The organism is Natrialba sp. PRR66 (genome assembly GCF_034808065.1).
GTDB classification, from domain to species: domain Archaea; phylum Halobacteriota; class Halobacteria; order Halobacteriales; family Natrialbaceae; genus Natrialba; species Natrialba aegyptia.
Genome location: NZ_JAXHGN010000004.1, coordinates 354,650 through 374,045, shown reverse-complemented (window position 1 = coordinate 374,045; position 19,396 = coordinate 354,650). Strand labels below are relative to the sequence as shown.

The following is a 19,396-nucleotide window of genomic DNA, read 5'->3' as shown; positions in this document are numbered from 1 at the left end:
TGTTATTCGACCAAACGATTATATAGGATACGGCCATCATTTACCGTCGCGCGGCCTAATCAATCCGCTGTGCTGCTACCGATGCACCGGTCGTTCGCCTATCCATGTTTGTAAACAGCCCTAAATCGGAGCCGGAAAGCGAGTTCGAGGAATTACACATCTCCGTCCAGAACATCGGTGGAATCACCGACGGCGAACTGACGCTCTCACCCGGAGTGACGCTGCTCTCAGGGGAGAACGCGTCGAACAAGTCGTCGTTCCTTCGCGGACTGGCCGCCGTACTCGGCGGACCCACACCGCCGGTAAAAAGCGACGCCGATCGCGGACGGATGTCGCTTCGAACGGACGAGAACGAGTACTTCCTGGAACTGTCGAACGAAAACGGCGATCCGACCGTCACCGACGCGGAGCGCTTCTCCGATCGGACCGACCTCTGTGAACTGTTCGTCGCGCTCGGAGAAACGAATCCGATCAGGCAGCGTCTTCTCGCGGACGGGGACGTGTACGAGCTACTGATGCAACCGGTCGATACCGCGGAAATCGAGGCCGAAATCGAGCGGCTGAAAGCGCGAAAGGATCGGCTCGACGAGCGGCTCGACGAGTTAGATCGATCCGAGGACCGACTCCCAACGCTGCGGACGCGAGCGACAACCCTGCGTGAGGACCGCGAGGAGATCGAGACGGCGCTCCGCGAGAAGCGCGAGGAGATCGACGCACGGGAAGCGGAGACCGACGGTAACGATGTTCTCGACGATCTCAAGGAGAAGCGATCGGAGCGCGAGTCCGTTCGCGATCGGATCGAAACGCAACGAGAGGCGATCCGCTCGCTGGAGGACGAACTCGAGGCCGTCCGCGAGCAGCACGACGAACCTGGAACGGCGGAATCGCCACGAGACGTCGACACGGTCGAGAGCGAAATCGAGGGTCTTCACCATCAGAAACAGCAACTGACGAGTACAATTAACGCGTTGAGCCCGATCGTCGAGATGAACGATCAGCTGCTGGACGACGAGCGAGAGATCCCCGAGGAGATGAAATCGGACGAGATCGTCGCCGAACTCGATCCCTCGTCGCGGACGATCACCTGTTGGACGTGTGGCTCCACCGTCGAACGGGAAGAGATCGCCGAGCAAGTGCGGGTAGTTCAGGAGATCATCCAAGAAAAGCGCCAGCAGCGCGAAACGATCACCGAGCGGATACGATCGCTCGAGGAGGAGAAACAACAGCTCGAACGCCGGCGCGACGAACGCGAGCGTCTCGCCGAGAAAGAGCAGTCGATCGAAGCCGAGATCGAACAGCGAGAAGAAACGCTGAGCGAGCTACGGGACGAGAAAGCGGCGCTCGACGACGGGATCGAATCGCTTCAAGCGGACGCCGAAACGCTCGACGAACGAGACGACGAACTGCTCGAGCTCCATGGCGAGGTGAGCGACCTCGAGTACGAACGCGGGCAGCTCGAGAACGAGTTGACCGAACTCGAACGGGAGATCGAGGAGCTCGAGACGGAACTCGAGAACCGCGACGACCTCGAGGCGGAGCGCGAATCGGTCGCGACACAGCTTCGAGAGCAGCGAGAGCGGATCGAGACGCTCGAGCGCGACCTCGTCACGACGTTCAACGAATCGATGCAGCAGGTCCTCGACGCGCTGGACTACGAGAACGTCGAACGCGTCTGGATCGAACGGCTCGCGGGAGACGGTGACGCACCGTCGGCGACCGGCTTCGAGCTGCACGTCGTTCGTTCGAGCGAGAGCGGCACCGCGTACGAGGACACGATCGACAGCCTGAGCAAGAGCGAGCGCGAGGTGATTGGGCTCGTTGTCGCCTTCGCGGGCTATCTCGTTCACGACGTCGCGAGCGAACTGCCGGTCGTCGTCATCGACGCCGTCGAAATGCTCGACGCGGACCGGATCCGCGGTCTGCTGGACTACTTCGAGGACCACACCGAGTACGTCGTCGCCGCCGTCCTTCCCGAGGAGGCGCGGGAACTCGAGGAGACGTATCCGACGGTGTCGACCGCTTCGTTCGCCGCCCGTTCGTGATTGCGCTCACTTGGTTTCACTTCCGCTTTCGGCTTCAGCTGCGAGGGCTAGTATCGAGTGTCCGCCGTGCGGACCGTCCGAACCGCAGCGACATTTTCGGGGACGTCGTGAACTCTGACGACGTCGGTGCCGCGTTCGGCCGCCATGGTCGTCACCGCAAGCGTCGGTGGTAATCGCTCGCCGGGCTCGCAGCCAACGTGGTCGAACATCGACTTCCGGGAGTGACCGATCATGACGGAACAACCGAGCGCGCGCAACTCGTCGATCCTGGCGGCTAGTTCGAAGCTCTCGGCCGGATTCTTTCCGAATCCAAGTCCGGGATCGACGACGATCTGGTCGCGATCCAATCCCGCACGTTCCGCGAGCAACACCGTCTCCGAGAGTTCGTGTAGGACGTCTTCGACGACGTCGTCGTAGGTAGCGGTCCGACCGGGATCGACGGGCGTCTCAAGGCTGTGCATGACGACGAGCGACGCGTCGTGGTCGGCCGCGACGAAGCGCATCTCAGGGTCCTCGAGTCCGGAGACGTCGTTGACGATGTCGGCGCCCGCCTCGAGCGCGGCGTCGGCGACCGCGGCTTTCCGCGTGTCGACCGAGATCGGGATGTCCAGGTCCGCGATGCGTTCGATGACCGGGACGACGCGGTCGATTTCCTCGGCGACCGAGACCGGCTCGGCTCCGGGACGAGTGCTCTCACCGCCGACGTCGATAATATCAGCACCGGCGGCGATCATCTCGCGGGCTCGCCGGACCGCGTCCGGCACGCGGTCGTACTCGCCCCCGTCGTAGAAACTGTCCGGCGTCACGTTCAGGATACCCATGACTGCGGGGGTTCGATCCCACGGATACTGATCGGCTTGGTCGCCGACGCGATCGTCGTCGATCGTTCGTCGGAGCTGGGTGGCGACGTGGGCGAGACCGCGGTCGGCGTCGGTCAGTTCGTCGAGCAGGTCCCGGAACTGCGACGACGTCCCGGAGAGGACCATCGCGACGTGGCGACCGGCCGTCTCGGCGTCCGAACAGACGCACGTTCCGCCGATCGCCTCGAACGCCCGTTCGACGCGCTCGGCCTGTGGACCGCGCAGATAGGTCTTGATCGTTCGATGGACGGTCTCGTCCGCGACGGACTCGGCAGTCTCCGCGTCGACGGTCGCGCTCGTGAGTACGTTCTGCGCCTGCTCTACGGTGCCCGTCCGTTTCGGGATCTGGAGCCGCGTCCACCGGTCGCGCGCTTCGGCGACCGCGTACAGCGAGCCGGTGACGAGGACGCAGTCGTCTTCGTCGGCCGCCGATAGCGCCCGCTCGGTCGCCTCGAGGACGGAGCCGGCGCGATCGATCGTCGCGCTGCGATCGTCGAACGCGGCCGCGAGGGCGTCCGTGCTCTCGGCGCGGGGCACGTCCGGTTCACAGAGATAGACCGCGTCGGCGGCCGGTAACGCCGTTGTCATGCCCCGGTGGTCCTTCTCTCGCATCGCTCCGAAGACGAGATGGAGGTCGTCGAACGAGTATCGGTCGACGAGCGAGGCGAGCGTCTCGCAGGCACCCGGATTGTGCGCGCCGTCGAGGATCGCGAGCGGCGCCGTCGACATGACTTCGAACCGGCCCGGCCAGTAGGCGTCGCGGAGACCGCGCGCGATCGATTCTGGATCGACGCCGTCGACCTGATCAGCCAGCGTGGCCGCGACGCCGGCGTTGGTCGCCTGATGGGGACCCACGAGCGGCAGCCTCGTCTCGAGTGACCACTTCGGTCCCGCGATCGAAATATCGCTCTCGATCGGCGATGCCAGCCCGTGCTCGCGGGCGACCACGTCCGGGTCGTCGATTCCGACGGTAATCACGTCCGTTTCCGAGCGGATCGCCTCGAGGGCCGCCCCCGATGCGCCGGTCACCAGCGGCGCATCGGCCGGCGCGACCTGCGCCTTGTCGCGGGCGATTTCCTCGATCGTGTCGCCGAGGATGTCGGTGTGTTCCAGCGAGACGCTGGTCACGGCGCTCGCGACGGGATCGACGACGCTCGTCGCGTCGTATCGGCCGCCGATACCGACCTCGAGGATGGCGACATCGACGTCCTCGGCGGCGAAGTGGTGGAGCGCAAGCGCCGTGAGAACCTCGAAGTAGGTCGGCGTATCGTCCGCCTCGCGGAGCCATTCGACGCGGTCGTCGATTTCGGCGACGAACTCCTGGACCCGTTGTTTCGGAATTTTCCGGCCGTTGACCTGAATCCGCTCGCGCAGATCGTTTAGATCAGGCGACGTATAGAGGCCGATATCGAGTCCGGCGTCGCGAAGAATCCGTTCGAGCATACACGCGGTGCTTCCTTTCCCGTTCGACCCGGCGATCTGGACGCAGTTGAGATCCTCATGCGGGCGGTCGAGATACGAGAGCAGCGCGGCGGTCGTTTCCGTTCCGAGCTTGGGTCGACGCCGCTGTAGCGACTCGAGGTAGTCGACCGACTCGTGATACTCCATACCACACGTGCCATCGGCGGCTTCATTAATGTGTCGCCGCACCAGCCTCTCCGCACGGTTTATAACGGTGTGTGCCGACAGTCAGCATGATGGCTTCCGAATTGAGTGACAATCGCGCACCGGACGAGCCGTACGTGACGGTGTTCGAGACGACGGTGCGGTCCGTCGACGGGACCGATGTTCGGCTCGAGGAGACGTACTTCTACGCCGAAGGCGGCGGCCAACCGGCCGATCGTGGGACGCTGAACGGGACCGACGTCGTCGACGTACAGACGCGCGACGGTGAGACCGTCCACACGCTGGCAACGGTGCCCGACTTCGAGGCGGGCGACGACGTGACCGGGTCGATCGACGACGAGTTCCGGACCTATTGTATGCGAGCGCACACCGCCAGTCACGTACTGTACGGCGCCGGTCGCGAACTGTTCGACGACCACGGCTACGGCGGGTTCGACATCGACGCGGAGAAGGGCCGTATCGACTTCGAGACCGATCGCGACCCGGACGAGGTGAACGCGCTCACCCTCCAGCGGATGGTCAACGAGGTTGTCTGGGAGTCGAGAGACATCACCTGGCGGGAGATGGACGCGTCGCAGGCGCGGGACCGCGACGAGATCGTCTTCAACGAGACCGGCGCGGCCGAGGCGACCAACACCGTCCGCGTCGTCGAGATCGACGACTGGGACATCGCCGCCTGCGGCGGAACGCACGTCGAAAACACCGTCGAGATCGGACCCGTCAAGATCCTCGAGGTGTCGAATCCGGGGTCAGGGCTCGTACGCGTCGAGTACGCGGTCGGCCCGACCGCCGTTCGCGCGCAACTCGACGAGACGCGAGCCACGACTCGTGCCGCCCGGACGCTGGAGACGAGCGTCGAGGAACTTCCGGAACGAGCGACCGCCGTTGTCGAAGAGAACTCGACCCTCGAGGCGGAGGTCGACTCCCTGCGCGATCGGCTGCTCGAGGAACGTCTCGAGTCGCTAGGCGAGGACATAGTCTCGAAGGATGGCGAGGAGTGGGTCGTCGGGGAGCTCGATATCGACGGTATCGGTGCCAACGACGTGTCAGAGCGCGTACGGGCGCTCGCGGGCGACATCGGTGACGTCGTCGCGCTGACCGGCGTGAACGGAAGCGCGTTCGTGGTCGTCGGCACGACCGGCGAGACGGACGCGAGCGAACTCGTCGACGATGTCACGGCAACGTTTGGCGGCGGTGGCGGCGGCGGACCGACGTTCGCACAGGGCGGCGGCCTTGACGACGAGCCGGCTGCCGTCGTCGACTATCTCCGAACGGAGGCCTGATTTCCCTCGGTCCCGATCGGAGGCGGTCGCCGATCAATCCGAAGGCTGCTTTTCAGAGTGTCTGTTCGCTGACTGGAAGAGCCGGTCGGCAAACACGACGTATTCTCCCGATATCAGGAGAACCAAGGTTCATTAACGGCGATCGGGAACAGGTGAATGGATGTCACTAGCACAGTATGCGTCGTCCGCCGCGGCGACAGACCGGGTAGACCGATCAGTACACGCCACCGGGATCGACCGAGCGCAGTCGACGACCGCAACCGAGGACGGATCTCGGGGGTGGGAACGATGACCCGCGAGCGGACCGAGATCACGATCGTCGGCGACGATGACTCGGAGATCATCGCCGACGTGACGTCGTTACTGTTCGAACGCGATGTCGACATCGTCGACCTGGATCAGGCCGTGCGAGACGGAACATTTCGGATGGGTATGCAGGTCGACGCGTCCGAGATGTCGGTCTCGCGGGGACAACTCCGCAAGGACCTCCACACGCTCGGCGACGAGTTCGGCGTCGACGTCCAGGTGCGGTTCCCGTCCAACTGCGAGGACCGGTCCATCGCCGTCCTCGTCACCAAGGAGAGCCACTGCCTGGAGGCCCTGCTTGAGCGCTGGGAGAACGACGAACTCGGTGCGGACATCGGGGTCGTCATCGGAAACCACGACACGCTCCGCCCGCTCGCAGCCGAATACGACGTTCCGTTCCACGACATCGGCGACGAGAACGGCACGCCCGACGAGGACGAACTTCTCGACCTCCTCGCGGAGTACGAGATTGACCTCATCGCGCTGGCCCGCTACATTCGGATCCTCTCGCCGGAGGTCGTCTTCCGCTACGGGGACCGCATCATTAACGTCCACCCCTCGCTGCTGCCGGCGTTCCCCGGTGCGGCCGCCTACCGGCAGGCTCTCGAGGAGGGCGTCCGGATCGCCGGCGTCACCGCCCATTACGTGACGACGGATCTCGATCAGGGGCCGATCATCACGCAACGAGCGTTCAACGTTCCCGCCGACGCGACCGAAGCGGACCTCAAGGAGCGCGGCCAGCCCCTCGAGGCGGACGCCCTCGCGGAAGCGATCCGGTTGCACCTCGAGGACGAGATCGCGATCGAGGGCGGACAGACGAGAGTCGTCGATCCCAACGCGACCGACGCCCGACTCGGAGCCGCAACGGAACTGGACCAGGCGAATCCCAGCGAGCCGGTCGACAGCCGCGAGGAACTCACCACCGAAGGCGATGACACAACGGCCGTTGCGGACGACTGATGGGTTCCGTCCCGCGATAGCGTTCTCTTCGGTTCCGTCGAACTTCCGCGAGTCACGGGACCGGTTCCGGTGTACCCGAGACGAACCACCGTCCGATACCGTTTCGACGATGACAGGTCTCGAGCCTCGAGACGCGGTCGACGGGCAGCTGATAACGCTGATAGCGTTGTGAAGCCAGCGGAAACGTTTGACGTATGATTCGCGTATCAATTCGTTCTGAAAGTCATCCGCGAAAGCGCGGCGAACCATCTGCTGAGAACGATCTGTTCGGGATCGAACCGTTACCAAACAGCGGATGGTCCGTACGTCGCGAACGCCCTCTTCGGCGGGCCGGACCCCGGTCCACACGCGTGGATCTATCTCGTTGGCACGATGACGTACCGACGATCGTACTGGCGCCCGTGAGGACTCAACGGACCGTAGACGGAGAGATCCAGGCGAACGAGATCGACGACCGACGTCTCGAACGGCGATCGGTCGGGCGTGTCAGTCGCGCGAGCCCGCCGCGATGAGTCGTCCATCCCTAACGACGCTCGCATTCGTTCTACGAATCCGAGAGACGCGAGATCGGAGCGCAGCGATCGAACCGTCCACATCACTCGGCCACTGTCTAGCTGCGAATACGGACGCTCGAGCGGTCGTATTCCCCGGTCTCGCTGTGCTGACCGTGATCGACGAAACGAAAAGGTGGGACAGACGGATCAATTTCGAACCGGTGCTCGCCGCGGTCGCCTATTCGGCGGCCGCGATCGCTTCGATCTCGATCGCCGCGCCCTTGGGGACGCGGCCGACTTCGACTGCGCTCCGCGCGGGCGGTTTCTCGTCAAAGAACTCGCTGTAGACCTCGTTGAACTCCTCGAAGTCGTCGATATCGTCGAGGAAGACGGTCGTCTTGAGGATGTCGTCCATCGACAGGTCCTCTGCCTCGAGAATCGCTTCGACGTTTTCCAGACACTGCCGCGTCTGGTCGCTGACTGATTCATCGTCTAACAGGTCGCCGTCCGCCGTCAGCGGGAGCTGGCCCGCGGTGACGAAGACGTCGTCGGTTCTGGTCGCCTGACTGTACGCCCCAACGGCTGCCGGTGCGTCGTCGGTGCTAACGGTTTGCATCACACTGGCATACCAGGTCATGTCTCTTAAATTCCGGTTCCGTTCCACGTACAGTTAGCGGAGTTACGTTTTGTGGTGGGGTATGTCACATACACGCAAGATACTTACTCGCATCCGTTCCACGTAGCGTATGGCCTTCGAACAGCCACTCGACCGGATAGCGCCGAGCGTGTCCGAGTCCGTCTCGCTCGAACGCGAGCGGCAGGAATCGACGCTCGGGATGATCGCTTCGGAGAACCACGTCTCGGAAGCCGTCCTCGAGGCGCAGGGAAGCGTGTTGACGAACAAGTACGCGGAAGGATATCCCGGCGGCCGCTACTACGGCGGGTGCCAGCACGTCGATACGGTAGAGGAACTCGCCATCGAGCACGCGAAAGCGCTCTTCGAGATGGACCACGCCAACGTCCAGCCGCACAGCGGGACGCAGGCGAACATGGGCGTATACTTCTCTGTGCTCGAGCCGGGAGACACGATCCTCTCGCTGTCGCTGTCACACGGCGGGCACCTCTCGCACGGTCACAACGTGAACTTCTCGGGCCAGCTTTACGACGTCGAGCAGTACGAGGTCGATCCCGAGACGGGGTACATCGACTACGACGACGTCGCGGAACAGGCCCATGAGGTCGAGCCGGATATGATCGTCAGCGGCTCGTCGGCCTATCCGCGCGAGTTCGAGTACGACCGTATTGGCGAGATCGCCGACAAGGTCGGCGCCTACCATCTCGCGGACATCGCCCACGTGACCGGCCTCATCGCGGCCGGCGTTCACTCCTCGCCGGCCGACCACGCGGAGTTCATCACTGGGAGTACACACAAGACGATCCGGGCGGGACGCGGCGGCCTCATCATGTGTGACGAGCAGTACGCCGACGACGTCGACTCCGCCGTATTCCCCGGCGCGCAGGGCGGGCCGCTGATGCACAACGTCGCCGGCAAGGCGGTCGGATTCGCAGAGGCCCGGACCGACGAGTTCGAAGCGTACGCCGAACGGATCGTCGCCGACGCGAAGCGCCTCGGTGAGGTGTTTGATGAACGGGGGCTCTCGCTGGTCAGCGGCGGGACCGACAAACACCTCCTGCTCGTCGATCTGCGCGACTCCCACCCCGATCTGACGGGGACGAAAGCCGAGGAAGCGCTGAGCGATGTCGGCATCGTCGTGAACAAGAACACCGTCCCCGGCGAGACGCGATCGCCGATGGTGACCAGCGGGATCCGTGTCGGAACCCCCGCGCTCGCGACCCGCGGCCTTGCGGAAGCCGAAATGGAGACCGTCGCCGATCTCATCGTCGACGTGCTCGACGCGCCGGATGACGACGCGGTCGCCGAACGCGTTTCGTCGCGGGTCGACGACCTTTGTGAGGAGTTCCCGATCTACAGGTGAGGCTCGCGGTACCGGCGTAACGCCGACGACTGATTTTTATCGCCGATTGGCTGTGTCGCGGGCTCGCCGTCGCTACTTCGTGTAGCCGTGCAGTCGCCTCGAACGGATAGCTACCGGAACCGGAAGAGACGAAGCGAGCCGATCGTCGTCGGTATCATCCCCACTCCCGGTCGGCGGTCACCCCGCCGGACGAACGCCGCGACAGCGTCCGACACCGAAATCAAAATCGATCGCGAGGAATCGATCGGCCAAGCGGTGGTCGGTCAGTCGGCGGACGGATCAGCGTCAGCGGCATCGTGGTCGGGCGTCTCGGGCTCGAGAGACGGGAGCGAGACATCGTCCTCTTTGCGGAAGAACAGCGGTTCATGACTGCTGAACGTGACGATCATTGCTGCGATGGCGATCAACGCGATGACCGCAAACGGTCCGCCGGTGATGATCGCGGCCTGCTGTAGGGCGTCGACGCCGCCGGTGACCATCAGCAGCGACGCGAGCGCGCCGATGAGGAATCCCCAGATGACGCGGTTGATCGTCGAGGGCTTTTCGTTGCCACCGGTCGTGAGCATTCCCAGCGCCAGCGTCGAGGAGTCGGCCGACGTGACGAGGAACGTCGTCACGAGCACGAGGAACAGACCCGTCAACACGCCGCCGAGCGGCAACGCCTCGAACAGCGGGTATCCGGAGCCGGCCTCACCGAGTTCGCTGATGACGGAGAGGATGTTGGCGCGACCGTTCTCCTGCAGGAATATCGCGGTGCCGCCCATCGTGGCGAACCATGGAATCGTGATTCCCGTCGAGGCGATGACGCCCGTGACGACGACCTGTCTCACCGTTCGGCCGCGTGAGATGCGCGCGATGAACAGCCCGACGAACGGCGTCCAGGAGAACCACCACGCCCAGTAGAATACCGTCCAGCCGCCGACCCAGCTGCTGACGCCGCCGCCGCTCTCGGCGGCGCCGGTGTAGAAGCTCATCGTGACGAAGTTGTTGATGTACGCGCCGATCGCCTCGGTGCCGACGGTCATGATGTACGTCGTCGGCCCGAGGACGAACGTCGCGACGGTCACCACGGTGAACAGGATCATATTGAAGTACGAGAGGCGGCGGATTCCCTTCTCCACGCCGAGCGCGACGGAGATCGTGAACGCGACGGTCAGTCCGGTAATCACGACGATCGTCCCGAGATCGCCGACGCTCGCCCCGGTGATCCACTCGACGCCGACGAGAAACTGGCTACCGACCAGTCCCAGCGTCGTCGCGACGCCGCCGATCGTCGCGAACACGGCGAGGATATCGATGAGCTTCGCGATCGGGCGGTTGAGGTTCTGGATGCCGACCCACGGTGCGATCACCGTCGAGATGCGCAGCGGCGCATCGTATCGGTAAGCAAAGTACGCGATCGGGAGCGCCATGATCACGTACGCGGTCCACGCGGAGAGACCCCAGTGGAAGAACGTGTACTGGATCGCCCCGACGGCGGCTCCCGCCGACTGCGACTCCGCGCTGATGAACGGCGAGACGGCGTCGTAGTGGAAGATCGCCTCGGCGGGGCCCCAGAACACGATCCCGGCTCCGATCCCCGCCGAGTACAGCATCGCGAAGTACGCGAGGAACGTGAACTCCGGCTCTTCGTCCTCGTCGCCGAGTTTGATGTTGCCCCACGGTCCGAAGATCAGGAAGCCGGCGAACGCGACCAGGGCGAACATCGCGACCAGGTACCACCAGCCCGCGGCGGTCCACAGGAAATCGTTCACGCTGGTCATGTACCCCGACACGGTCTCCGGCCAGAGGACGAACGCGATCACTGCTGCGGCGGCGATGAAGAAGCCGACCGCAAACACCGGCGTGTCAAGCTCCTCGAGGAACTGTCCGACCGGTCCGTTTGATTCAGCTCTCGCCATCGTAGATCACCGTTTCACCGCTGTTCGATCACCGCGATCGGCGGCGGACGTCCGCCACTCAATCGTCTCGTTCGACGGGGCACCGCGCCCCCGCTCGGTCCATCGGGTTCTCGTACGCTCGTTCTCGCCGATCATTGTTAGTGACTCACTCTCATTGTCTCTCTCGTTCTTCGTTATAAGCCTCCCCATCAATCTAGTATCGAATGTATTCGGATTCGGGAATTACCCCTCAAATCGACCGAACCAGAGCTCCTTTCCACAAGACATCATTACATTCTCATTTCTGGTTGACGTCCTCGACGGTGTATCCTTCGGCTTCGATCGCGTCGATGATCGCCGCGGCGTGTTCAGCGCCGCTGGTCTCGATTTGAAACACCAGGTACGCTTCGCCGACGGTGAGGTCCTCAACCGCGCGGTCGTGCCGAACCGTCTGGATGTTCGCTCCGTGATCGGCGATGACGCGCGAGATATCGTCCATCTTTCCGGGCATGTCGTCGATTCGGACGCGCAACCGCAGGATCTGTCCCCGTTCCGTGAGCGCGTGGATGAGGACGGTCTGCAGCATCGTCATGTCCAGGTTCCCGCCGCCGAGGACGGGCATGACGGTCTCACCACTGACGTCCAGCTGATCGTTCAGGACGGCCGCGACCGACGCGGCGGCCGCGCCCTCGACGACCTGTTTCGCGCGCTCGAGCAGCAGCAGGATCGCGTTGGCGATCTCCGCGTCGGAGACGGTGACGACCTCGTCGACGTGGTCCTCGATAAGTCGTAGCGTCAGGTCGGAAATCCCGCCGGTCGCGATCCCGTCGGCGATGGTATCGACTTCGTCGAGCGTGACCGGGATTCCCTTGTCAAGACTCTCGTGTACAGTCGCGGCCCCCTCGGCCTGAACGCCGACGACGCGCGTCTCGGGGGAGAGATGGTCGAGCGCGGTGGCGACGCCGCTGATGAGTCCGCCGCCCCCGATCGGGACGACGACGGTATCGATGTCGGGGCAGTCCTCGTGGATCTCAATGCCGAGCGTCCCCTGTCCGGCGACGATGTGCGGATCGTCGTACGCGTGGACGAACTCGATGTCGTTGTCGGCGGCGTACTCCTGTGCGTACGTCATCGCCTCCTGGAAGTCCTGTCCGACCAGTTCGACCGTCGCGCCGTAGCTCCGCGTCGCGTCGATCTTCGCCTGCGGGGCGTGGGTCGGCATCACGATCGTCGAGTCCGCGCCGCACTTCGTCGCGGCCAGCGCAACGCCCTGCGCGTGATTGCCCGCGCTCGCGGCCACGAACTCGTCGGCCCCGTCGTCGACTGCCTGTCTGATCTTGTTATACGCCCCGCGCGTCTTGAACGAGCCAGTCCACTGGAGGTGCTCCATCTTCAGGTACACCTCCGCGTCGACCATTTCGCCGAGCGACGTGCTCCGTTCGACCGGCGTCCGTTTGACGACCGTCTCGTCGTCGAGGCGGTCGCGCGCTCGTTCAATGTCTGCATACCGAACTAACGGTTCTCGTTCCTGAGGTTCACTCATGATTGAATACTGTGGGTGTTCGCCGGCGATCGCTACCGGCTATCGGATGATCTTGTCGCGGCCGGGATCGAACAGCGGCTCGTCGCGAACCGTCGCGTCGTAGGTCTCCCCTTCGCACTGGATTTGCACCGACGTACCAGCCTCAGCGTACTCGCTGGGAAGGTAGGTGTAGGCGATCGATTCCCCGACGCTGTAGCCGTAGTCGCCAGCCTGAACGTAGCCGACAGCCTCGCCGTCAGCGAGCACCGGCCGGCCGCTCAGCATCGCGTCCGTCGAATCGTCCAGCGTCAGACAGGCGACCTCGGTGTCGATGCCCGCTTCTTTGACCTCTACGAGTGCCTCCTTGCCGATGAATTCGGTATCCAGATCGACGGCGAAGGGGAGGCCGGCGGCGAACGGATCGACGTCGGTGTCGACGTCCGTTCCCCACAGGCGGAACCCCTTCTCGAGGCGCATCGACTCGAGGGCGCCGCCGCCCATGGGCCTAACGTCGAGATCTTGACCGGTCTCCCAGAGCGTGTTCCAAAGCTTCTGGCCGTACTCGGAAGGAGCCCACAGCTCCCAGCCGAGTTCACCGACGTACGAGACCCGCAGCGCGATCACGGGAACGTCGCCGACGTAGAGCCGCTTGCAACTGAAGTACGGGAACTCGTCGTTAGAGACGTCGGCATCGGTGACTCGCTGGAGCAGTAACCGAGACTTCGGTCCCCACAGTCCGACGGTGCACTTCGCGGATTCCTCGACCGCCACGGAGACGGTGTCGGGCGCGTGGTCCTCGATCCAGGAGCCGTGGATCCCCGGCGAGTTGCCGCCGCCGGTCGTCACCATGTACTCGTCCTCGTCGAGGCGGGCGACGGTGAGGTCGGCGATGATCGTGCCGCCCTCGTTCAGCATCGTCGTGTATCGAACCTTTCCGACGTCGATATCCATATCGTTGCTGCAGATCCGCTGGAGGAACTCGCCGGCGTCGTCGCCCTCCATCATGATCGAACTGAACGTCGTCATGTCGAACATGGACACGTTCTCGCGGGTGTGGAGGTGCTCGGCACCCTCGATCGAGGAGCGGTTGACTCCCTGCCAGCCGTCCTGTTCGGGGATCTGCTCTTCGTACTTCTCGACGAGGTCCGCGTTGAACTCGTACCACTGTGGCGTCTCCCAGCCGCCGCTCTGGTAGAACTCGGCGCCGAGTTCCTGCTGTTGCCCGTAGAACGGACTCACGCGCAGCCCGCGGTGGTCGTCGGGCTGCCACCGCGGCTCGACGATGCTGTACACCTGCTCGTACTGTTTGCCGCCGCGGTCCGTGAAGTAGTCCTTGCTCCCGGCATGGGGTTCGAACCGGTTGACGTGGATCCCGCTCGTGTCGACGGGTCCGGATGGGAGCCGTGGAGCGCCGTTCTCCATCCATTCGGCGAGGATCTTTCCGTAGCCGCCGGAGTGGGTCCACCAGATCGCCAGCCCGGTCCAGAGGCCGTCGACCGCCGCCGTCTCGCCGAGCACCGGCATCCCGTCCGGCGTGTAGACGAAGATGCCGTTCTCCGTGACGCGGAAGTCTTTGCTCTCGGTCGCGGGCAGCAGTTCGTCGAGCGCCTGCTGGGGCGACTTCTCGCGGTTCGGGTGCGTCGCCTTCGTCCAGTGTTTCTCGGTGAAGCTGTGGACCGACGCCTGACTGTCCTCGTCGTTTTTCCCCATCTCGTCCGGATCGACGACCAGCGGCTCGTGGTTGTACGAGCCGAGTCCATACCCGTCGCCGTGAGTCCGGAAGTACAGCGAGTTGTCCTGGTCGCGACCGACCGGCCGATCCGGCGGCTGGGCCATGAACTCCGTGATCTGGCTATCTCCGGGGACCTCAAGGCCGGCAGTGGCGTCGCCGATCGCGTCCTCGTTGCCTCGGAGCTCCTCGAGCGGCTCCGTGACGACGTACTGGTGCTCGACGGGAGTGATCGGCAGGTCGAGGCCCGCCATCTGACCGGTCTGGTATGCCCAGTTGTTCGTCGCGAGGACGCACCGATCGCACTCGATGCGGCCGTTGTCGGTGACGACCGCCTGGATTTCGCCGCCGCCGGTTTCGATGTCCGTTACCTCTGTGTCGCCGAAGAACCGGGCCGACGACGTCTCGATGTACCACTGCAGCGCGTCGGTCCCGGCCACCTGCCCGTCGGTCGGCGAGTAGTAGCCGCCGAGGATCTCGTCCTCGTCGACCAGCGGGAGCCGCTCGGTGACCTCCTCGGGCTCGAGGAGCTGCGGTTCCGGCAGTCCGTACGAGGTGGCCCACTCGACGCGTCGCCGGAGGAAATCCATCCGTTCCTCGGAGCGGGCGACTTCGATGCCGCCGACCTCGGTGTAGACGCCCGCGTCCTTCAGCAGTCGGCTCGTGTAGTGAGCAGTCTTGGTCTGGATCTTCGACGGCGACGTCTGGAACACGATTCCCGGTGCGTGCGTCGACGAACCGCCGGTCACTGGAAGCGGCCCCTGATCGACGACGGCTACGTCGTCTGCGCCGAGTTCCGTCAGGTGGTAGGCGATACTACATCCGACGGCCCCGGCGCCGATGATCACCGTCTCGGCTCTCGAGGGCAAGCTCTCTGTGCTCATGTGATACCCACACATGATACAGTCTCTCTCATAAATATACCGCTTCCTTAAGTGAAATGAGCGAGCGAGGTCGCTTCACGGAGCGAATCGCACAACCAAAAAGAACGTTGATACGTTTTTGCGAACACAGCATCTCACCGGCTCGACCGGGCGACCACGTCTCCGTCGCCGGTCACGGGAGCGATACATCGACGTCAGCTTGCAGACTCGCCGCCTTGATCGTATTGTAGAGGAGCATCGTGATCGTGAGCGGCCCGACGCCGCCGGGGACCGGCGTGATCGCGTCGGCCTCCTCCGCCGCGCTATTGAACTCGACGTCGCCCACGAGTTCGTATCCCCGTTCGGTGTCCGACTGGTCAGACGAAGTCTGGCTGTCCTCCGAACGTCGTTCGGAGACGCTGACGCGGTTGACGCCGACGTCGATCACGGTTGTTCCCGGTGAGAGCATCGATCCGTCGATCAGTTCCGGAACGCCGGCGGCCGCGACGACGACATCCGCGTCCCGCGTCTTCGCCGCGAGGTCGTCCGTACGCGAGTGACAGATCGTCACCGTCGCGTTCCCTGTATCGGACTTCTGGACGAGGAGATTCGCCATCGGTTTCCCGACGATGTTCGACCGGCCGACGATGACGACGTCCGCACCCTCGGTCTCGATGCCCTCCGCCTCGAGCAGTTTCTGGATGCCGTGGGGCGTACACGGCTTGAACCGGGGCGTACCGGTGACCAATCGACCGACGTTCTCCGGGTGAAACCCGTCGACGTCCTTCCGCGGATCAATCCGCTCGAGGACGGCTTGCCGGTCGACGTGATCCGGGAGCGGTAACTGCACGAGGATCCCGTGGACCGCCGGATCGTCGTTCAGTTCGTCGATCCGATCGAACAGCGCGTCGGCGGGCGCGTCCGGATCGAGTTCGTGGTGGATGCTCTCGATCCCGAGGTCGTTACAGGCCCGTCGTTTCATCGAGACGTACGTCTCGCTCGCGCCGTCGTCGCTCATCAGGACCGTCGCCAGCCCCGGCGTCACGCCGGCGTCTGCGAGCGTCTCGAGGCACGGTTCCAGGTCCGCAGTGATACGATCCGCGATCTCGTTCCCGTCGATGATCCGTGTCATAGCTGATCTTGTTCCGATCGCTGCGGGCCGCGTCCGCTCGAGGAGATGAGGCGCTAGGCTCGAGCCTCGCTCGGGTCTCGGTGCCATCGCTCGTCGAAACGGACCGCATCGACCCGCAGTGATGCCGACCTAACGGATTCCAGGGAGGGTAATTAATCCACGTGTTGATCGCTACTCCGTTCCCGATCGGATCGTCCCAGCAGCTGTCCGCCTCTCGAATCGCTCGCGACGATCGATCTCACGGTCGGATTCGACGAACTGGTTTGTACACCGGGAGTATTTGCGGTGGAACCGTATCCGTCTCTCTGCGGTTTCTCCGAACGGCACCCGACGCTGGTGCCGAAACCGGGACGGTGGAGTCTGCACCCGTGCCCAGCAACTCCGTCCCGACCCCCGGGTCCCGCCCCGGCTCCCGGGTCCTCATCCTTAGCCAGATCCCGCCTCCCCTCGTACGTCGGCCACTGGACAGTGACAGCGTCACCTCGAGTTGTCAGCGATGGCAGATAATGAGTCACCACTACGGCTCAAGCCGTGGGCTTGAGCGTGGGACTCCCTACAGCGGTTGTGCTGCACTCGCCGATGCCGACGGCAACGATGACTGTCTTTGCCGAACCCGGAAAACTAGATCGTGTATTTACAACTGCCATTGTACGATGCCGGAGACGGACACCGAGTTCTGTCCGAACGGTCACCGACCGTCAACAGATGGTCAGCGTGCTAACGGATGGAGTTTCGCGACCGACGCCGAAGGGCCGTGATCGCTCGGCTGAATAACAGTGATGTCACTGTGAAACCGGACGCTCGAAGCGACGGTATCGCGGCAACCCGACGGCGGACGACCCGCTCGTCGAGAGCCAGAGTTCGGCCGCGCCGGCGCGGAGTTCGGTCACCGGTGGGCGGGGCGGTCGAGATCCCGGTCAGCGACGGCCTTCAGCAACGCGATCAGCGCGTCGGCCGCCGCGTCGAGCAGCTCCTCGCCCAGTTCCTCGCTCGCCTCGCGCGGATCGCCGACGACGCCGTTCTCGGTGAACTCGGCCGAGTCGAACGCGAGATTGACCCGCCCCTGCCAGTCGCCCCAGCGATCGCTCCCGTTCTCGGCGGCCTCCTCGAGTCGGTCCTCGCGGACAGCACCGGTATTCGCGTGCTGCACAAGCGCCGTCTCGAGCGGCCCGCCGTGGCCCATGCGGGAGCTGTGTTTGCCGACCTCGTCGAACCACGTGAACGGCACGGCGTAGGCGTCGTCGCGTCGAGTGATCCGGCCGGCGACCTCCTGGAGAGCGCTCGTATTGCCGCCGTGACCGTTGACGAGAACAATTCGATCGAATCCGTGGTGAGCGAGGCTGCCGACGATGTCGCGGACGTACGCCTTGAACGTCGGATCCGAGGTCCAGAGGGTGCCGGTGAACTGCCGGTGTTCCTCGGCGATACCGACGGGGACCGCAGGCGCGACCGCGACCGTCCCCTCGTACCGCTCCGCGGCCGCGTCCGCGACCGCCTCGGCGTTGAGCGTGTCAGTTCCCAGCGGTGCGTGCGGACCGTGTTGCTCCGTGCTCCCGACCGGGAGCAGCGCGAGACTCGTTTCGGCCGCGTCTATCTCTGTCCACGTCGCTCGCTCGAGATGCATACAGCCGAATCGCTGAACGCGTAGTAGCATAAAACATCACCTCCTCGAAAGACGTGCAAACTTACAAGTCCGAACGAGGGGTTGAACGAGTATGGAGCACGAGACTGTCACCCACACGACCGCCGAACATCGTCTCGCTCGCTTGCCGTCCGGGACGGACGTCGCGGTAACCGTCCATCGGTACGACGGCGGAGCCGGACCGACCGCCTACGTGCAAGCCGCACAGCACGGCATCGAACTCAACGGAACGGCCGCGCTGCGTCGGTTGCACCGTCATCTGCTGACCGCGGACCTCGCCGGGACGGTGATCGCCGTGCCGATCGTCAATTCGCTCGCGTTCGATCACGGATCGTACGTCACGCCGCAGGCGGTCGACGCGGTTAACCCCAACTGCAATCGCGTCTGGCCGGGCGACGAAACGGGAACCCTACAGGAACGAATCGTCGCCCGACTGTGGGAGTTGATCGAGCCGACCGATGTCGTGATCGATCTGCACACCGGGACCCCGGACATGCTCGAGCACGTCAGATTCCAGCTCGAGAATCGGAAATCTCGGACCCTCGCGGCGGCGTTCGGGGCCGACTATCTCCTGACCAACGCGCCGTCCGACGGTGAACCGGACGACGGCGCGGCCGACGAGTCGTTTCAGGGTAAGCTCCGAACGGCCGCCGCACGGGCCGGGATTCCGGCGATTGTTCCGGAACTCTCGAACAGCCGCCAGATCGATCACGACGCGGCGCGCCGCGGAGTCCGCGGGCTCCGGAACGCCCTCGGCGAACTGGGGATGCTCCGCGAGGAACCGGAGCCGACGCCGTCGCAGACGATCCTCCGAAACGACGAGGGACGGATTGGGACCGATGCTTCGGGGCTCTTCGAACCAAATCCGGATGTCACCGTCGGTGATCGCGTTTCCGCGGGAACCGAACTGGGGACGGTGTACTGTCCGTCGACGTTCGAGGAGCGCCAGCGCGTGACGACGACCGACGCCGGCGTGATCTACTCGCTCACCCGTGAGTCCGTCGTGACCGCCGGCGAGAAGGTCGCCTGTATCGCGGAGCGAGCGTGATCGGCCGTCGAT

13 protein-coding genes are annotated in these 19,396 nt (G+C 64.3%); 5 read left to right on the top strand and 8 right to left on the bottom strand.

The genetic code is table 11. The annotated features are described in order from the left end of the window. Nucleotides 1-104 precede the first annotated feature (104 nt). A complete protein-coding gene (locus SM755_RS15715; RefSeq protein ID WP_323173501.1) occupies nt 105-2,042 on the top strand; it encodes an archaea-specific SMC-related protein in 1,938 nt (645 codons plus the stop codon). A gap of 47 nt (nt 2,043-2,089) precedes the next feature. Here the strand turns inward: SM755_RS15715 and folP are convergent, their stop codons facing one another. Next, entirely contained in the window at nt 2,090-4,510 is a 2,421-nt protein-coding gene (folP, locus tag SM755_RS15710; protein WP_323173500.1) for a dihydropteroate synthase, read from the bottom strand. Nucleotides 4,511-4,599: 89 nt separating this feature from the next. Here folP and SM755_RS15705 point away from each other — a divergent pair, with 89 nt between their 5' ends. Both SM755_RS15705 and SM755_RS15700 read left to right on the top strand, forming a co-directional pair. Beyond that, nucleotides 4,600-5,811: a DHHA1 domain-containing protein gene (locus SM755_RS15705; RefSeq protein ID WP_323173499.1), complete on the top strand. Its 1,212-nt coding sequence runs from the start codon at nt 4,600-4,602 to the stop codon at nt 5,809-5,811. Nucleotides 5,812-6,099: 288 nt separating this feature from the next. After that, a complete protein-coding gene (locus SM755_RS15700) occupies nt 6,100-7,077 on the top strand; it encodes a formyltetrahydrofolate deformylase (protein ID WP_323173498.1) in 978 nt (325 codons plus the stop codon). A gap of 356 nt (nt 7,078-7,433) precedes the next feature. Here the strand turns inward: SM755_RS15700 and SM755_RS15695 are convergent, their stop codons facing one another. Then, complete coding sequence (locus tag SM755_RS15695) at nt 7,434-7,598, bottom strand: hypothetical protein (RefSeq protein WP_323173497.1); 165 nt, start codon at nt 7,596-7,598, stop codon at nt 7,434-7,436. 211 nt (nt 7,599-7,809) lie between these two features. After that, entirely contained in the window at nt 7,810-8,190 is a 381-nt protein-coding gene (locus tag SM755_RS15690; RefSeq protein ID WP_323173693.1) for a Rid family detoxifying hydrolase, read from the bottom strand. 127 nt (nt 8,191-8,317) lie between these two features. On the opposite strand from SM755_RS15690, the gene glyA reads away from it, so the two are divergent. Continuing rightward, complete coding sequence (gene glyA / locus SM755_RS15685) at nt 8,318-9,568, top strand: serine hydroxymethyltransferase (protein ID WP_323173496.1); 1,251 nt, start codon at nt 8,318-8,320, stop codon at nt 9,566-9,568. A gap of 263 nt (nt 9,569-9,831) precedes the next feature. On the opposite strand, the gene SM755_RS15680 is transcribed toward glyA, so the two are convergent. The 5 genes from SM755_RS15680 to SM755_RS15660 form a co-directional block, all read right to left on the bottom strand. After that, the gene (locus SM755_RS15680; RefSeq protein WP_323173495.1) at nt 9,832-11,469 is read right to left on the bottom strand and encodes a BCCT family transporter; all 1,638 of its coding nucleotides are present in this window, start codon (nt 11,467-11,469) and stop codon (nt 9,832-9,834) included. Between the two features lie 277 nt (nt 11,470-11,746). Further along, nucleotides 11,747-12,991, bottom strand: coding sequence for a threonine ammonia-lyase (gene ilvA, locus SM755_RS15675; protein ID WP_323173494.1), 1,245 nt, complete (start codon nt 12,989-12,991; stop codon nt 11,747-11,749). A 39-nt stretch (nt 12,992-13,030) separates the two neighbouring features. After that, on the bottom strand, nt 13,031-15,583 hold the full coding sequence (locus tag SM755_RS15670; RefSeq protein ID WP_323173493.1) for an FAD-dependent oxidoreductase: 2,553 nt from the start codon (nt 15,581-15,583) through the stop codon (nt 13,031-13,033). 172 nt (nt 15,584-15,755) lie between these two features. Then, nucleotides 15,756-16,694 carry a tetrahydrofolate dehydrogenase/cyclohydrolase catalytic domain-containing protein gene (locus tag SM755_RS15665; protein ID WP_323173492.1) on the bottom strand — a complete coding sequence of 313 codons (939 nt, stop codon included), beginning with the start codon at nt 16,692-16,694 and terminating at the stop codon, nt 15,756-15,758. Nucleotides 16,695-17,580: 886 nt separating this feature from the next. Then, nucleotides 17,581-18,318 carry a creatininase family protein gene (locus SM755_RS15660; protein WP_323173692.1) on the bottom strand — a complete coding sequence of 246 codons (738 nt, stop codon included), beginning with the start codon at nt 18,316-18,318 and terminating at the stop codon, nt 17,581-17,583. 91 nt (nt 18,319-18,409) lie between these two features. Here SM755_RS15660 and SM755_RS15655 point away from each other — a divergent pair, with 91 nt between their 5' ends. Continuing rightward, complete coding sequence (locus SM755_RS15655; protein WP_323173491.1) at nt 18,410-19,384, top strand: succinylglutamate desuccinylase/aspartoacylase family protein; 975 nt, start codon at nt 18,410-18,412, stop codon at nt 19,382-19,384. Nucleotides 19,385-19,396: the final 12 nt, after the last annotated feature.

What these genes read in the sequence shown, in the direction of transcription:
- SM755_RS15715 (WP_323173501.1), top strand. Translation starts at nt 105, where the DNA reads ATGTTTGTAAACAGCCCTAAATCGGAGCCGGAAAGCGAGTTCGAGGAA.
- folP (WP_323173500.1), bottom strand. Translation starts at nt 4,510, where the DNA reads ATGGAGTATCACGAGTCGGTCGACTACCTCGAGTCGCTACAGCGGCGT.
- SM755_RS15705 (WP_323173499.1), top strand. Translation starts at nt 4,600, where the DNA reads ATGGCTTCCGAATTGAGTGACAATCGCGCACCGGACGAGCCGTACGTG.
- SM755_RS15700 (WP_323173498.1), top strand. Translation starts at nt 6,100, where the DNA reads ATGACCCGCGAGCGGACCGAGATCACGATCGTCGGCGACGATGACTCG.
- SM755_RS15695 (WP_323173497.1), bottom strand. Translation starts at nt 7,598, where the DNA reads ATGGACGACTCATCGCGGCGGGCTCGCGCGACTGACACGCCCGACCGA.
- glyA (WP_323173496.1), top strand. Translation starts at nt 8,318, where the DNA reads ATGGCCTTCGAACAGCCACTCGACCGGATAGCGCCGAGCGTGTCCGAG.
- SM755_RS15680 (WP_323173495.1), bottom strand. Translation starts at nt 11,469, where the DNA reads ATGGCGAGAGCTGAATCAAACGGACCGGTCGGACAGTTCCTCGAGGAG.
- ilvA (WP_323173494.1), bottom strand. Translation starts at nt 12,991, where the DNA reads ATGAGTGAACCTCAGGAACGAGAACCGTTAGTTCGGTATGCAGACATT.
- SM755_RS15670 (WP_323173493.1), bottom strand. Translation starts at nt 15,583, where the DNA reads ATGAGCACAGAGAGCTTGCCCTCGAGAGCCGAGACGGTGATCATCGGC.
- SM755_RS15665 (WP_323173492.1), bottom strand. Translation starts at nt 16,694, where the DNA reads ATGACACGGATCATCGACGGGAACGAGATCGCGGATCGTATCACTGCG.
- SM755_RS15660 (WP_323173692.1), bottom strand. Translation starts at nt 18,318, where the DNA reads ATGCATCTCGAGCGAGCGACGTGGACAGAGATAGACGCGGCCGAAACG.
- SM755_RS15655 (WP_323173491.1), top strand. Translation starts at nt 18,410, where the DNA reads ATGGAGCACGAGACTGTCACCCACACGACCGCCGAACATCGTCTCGCT.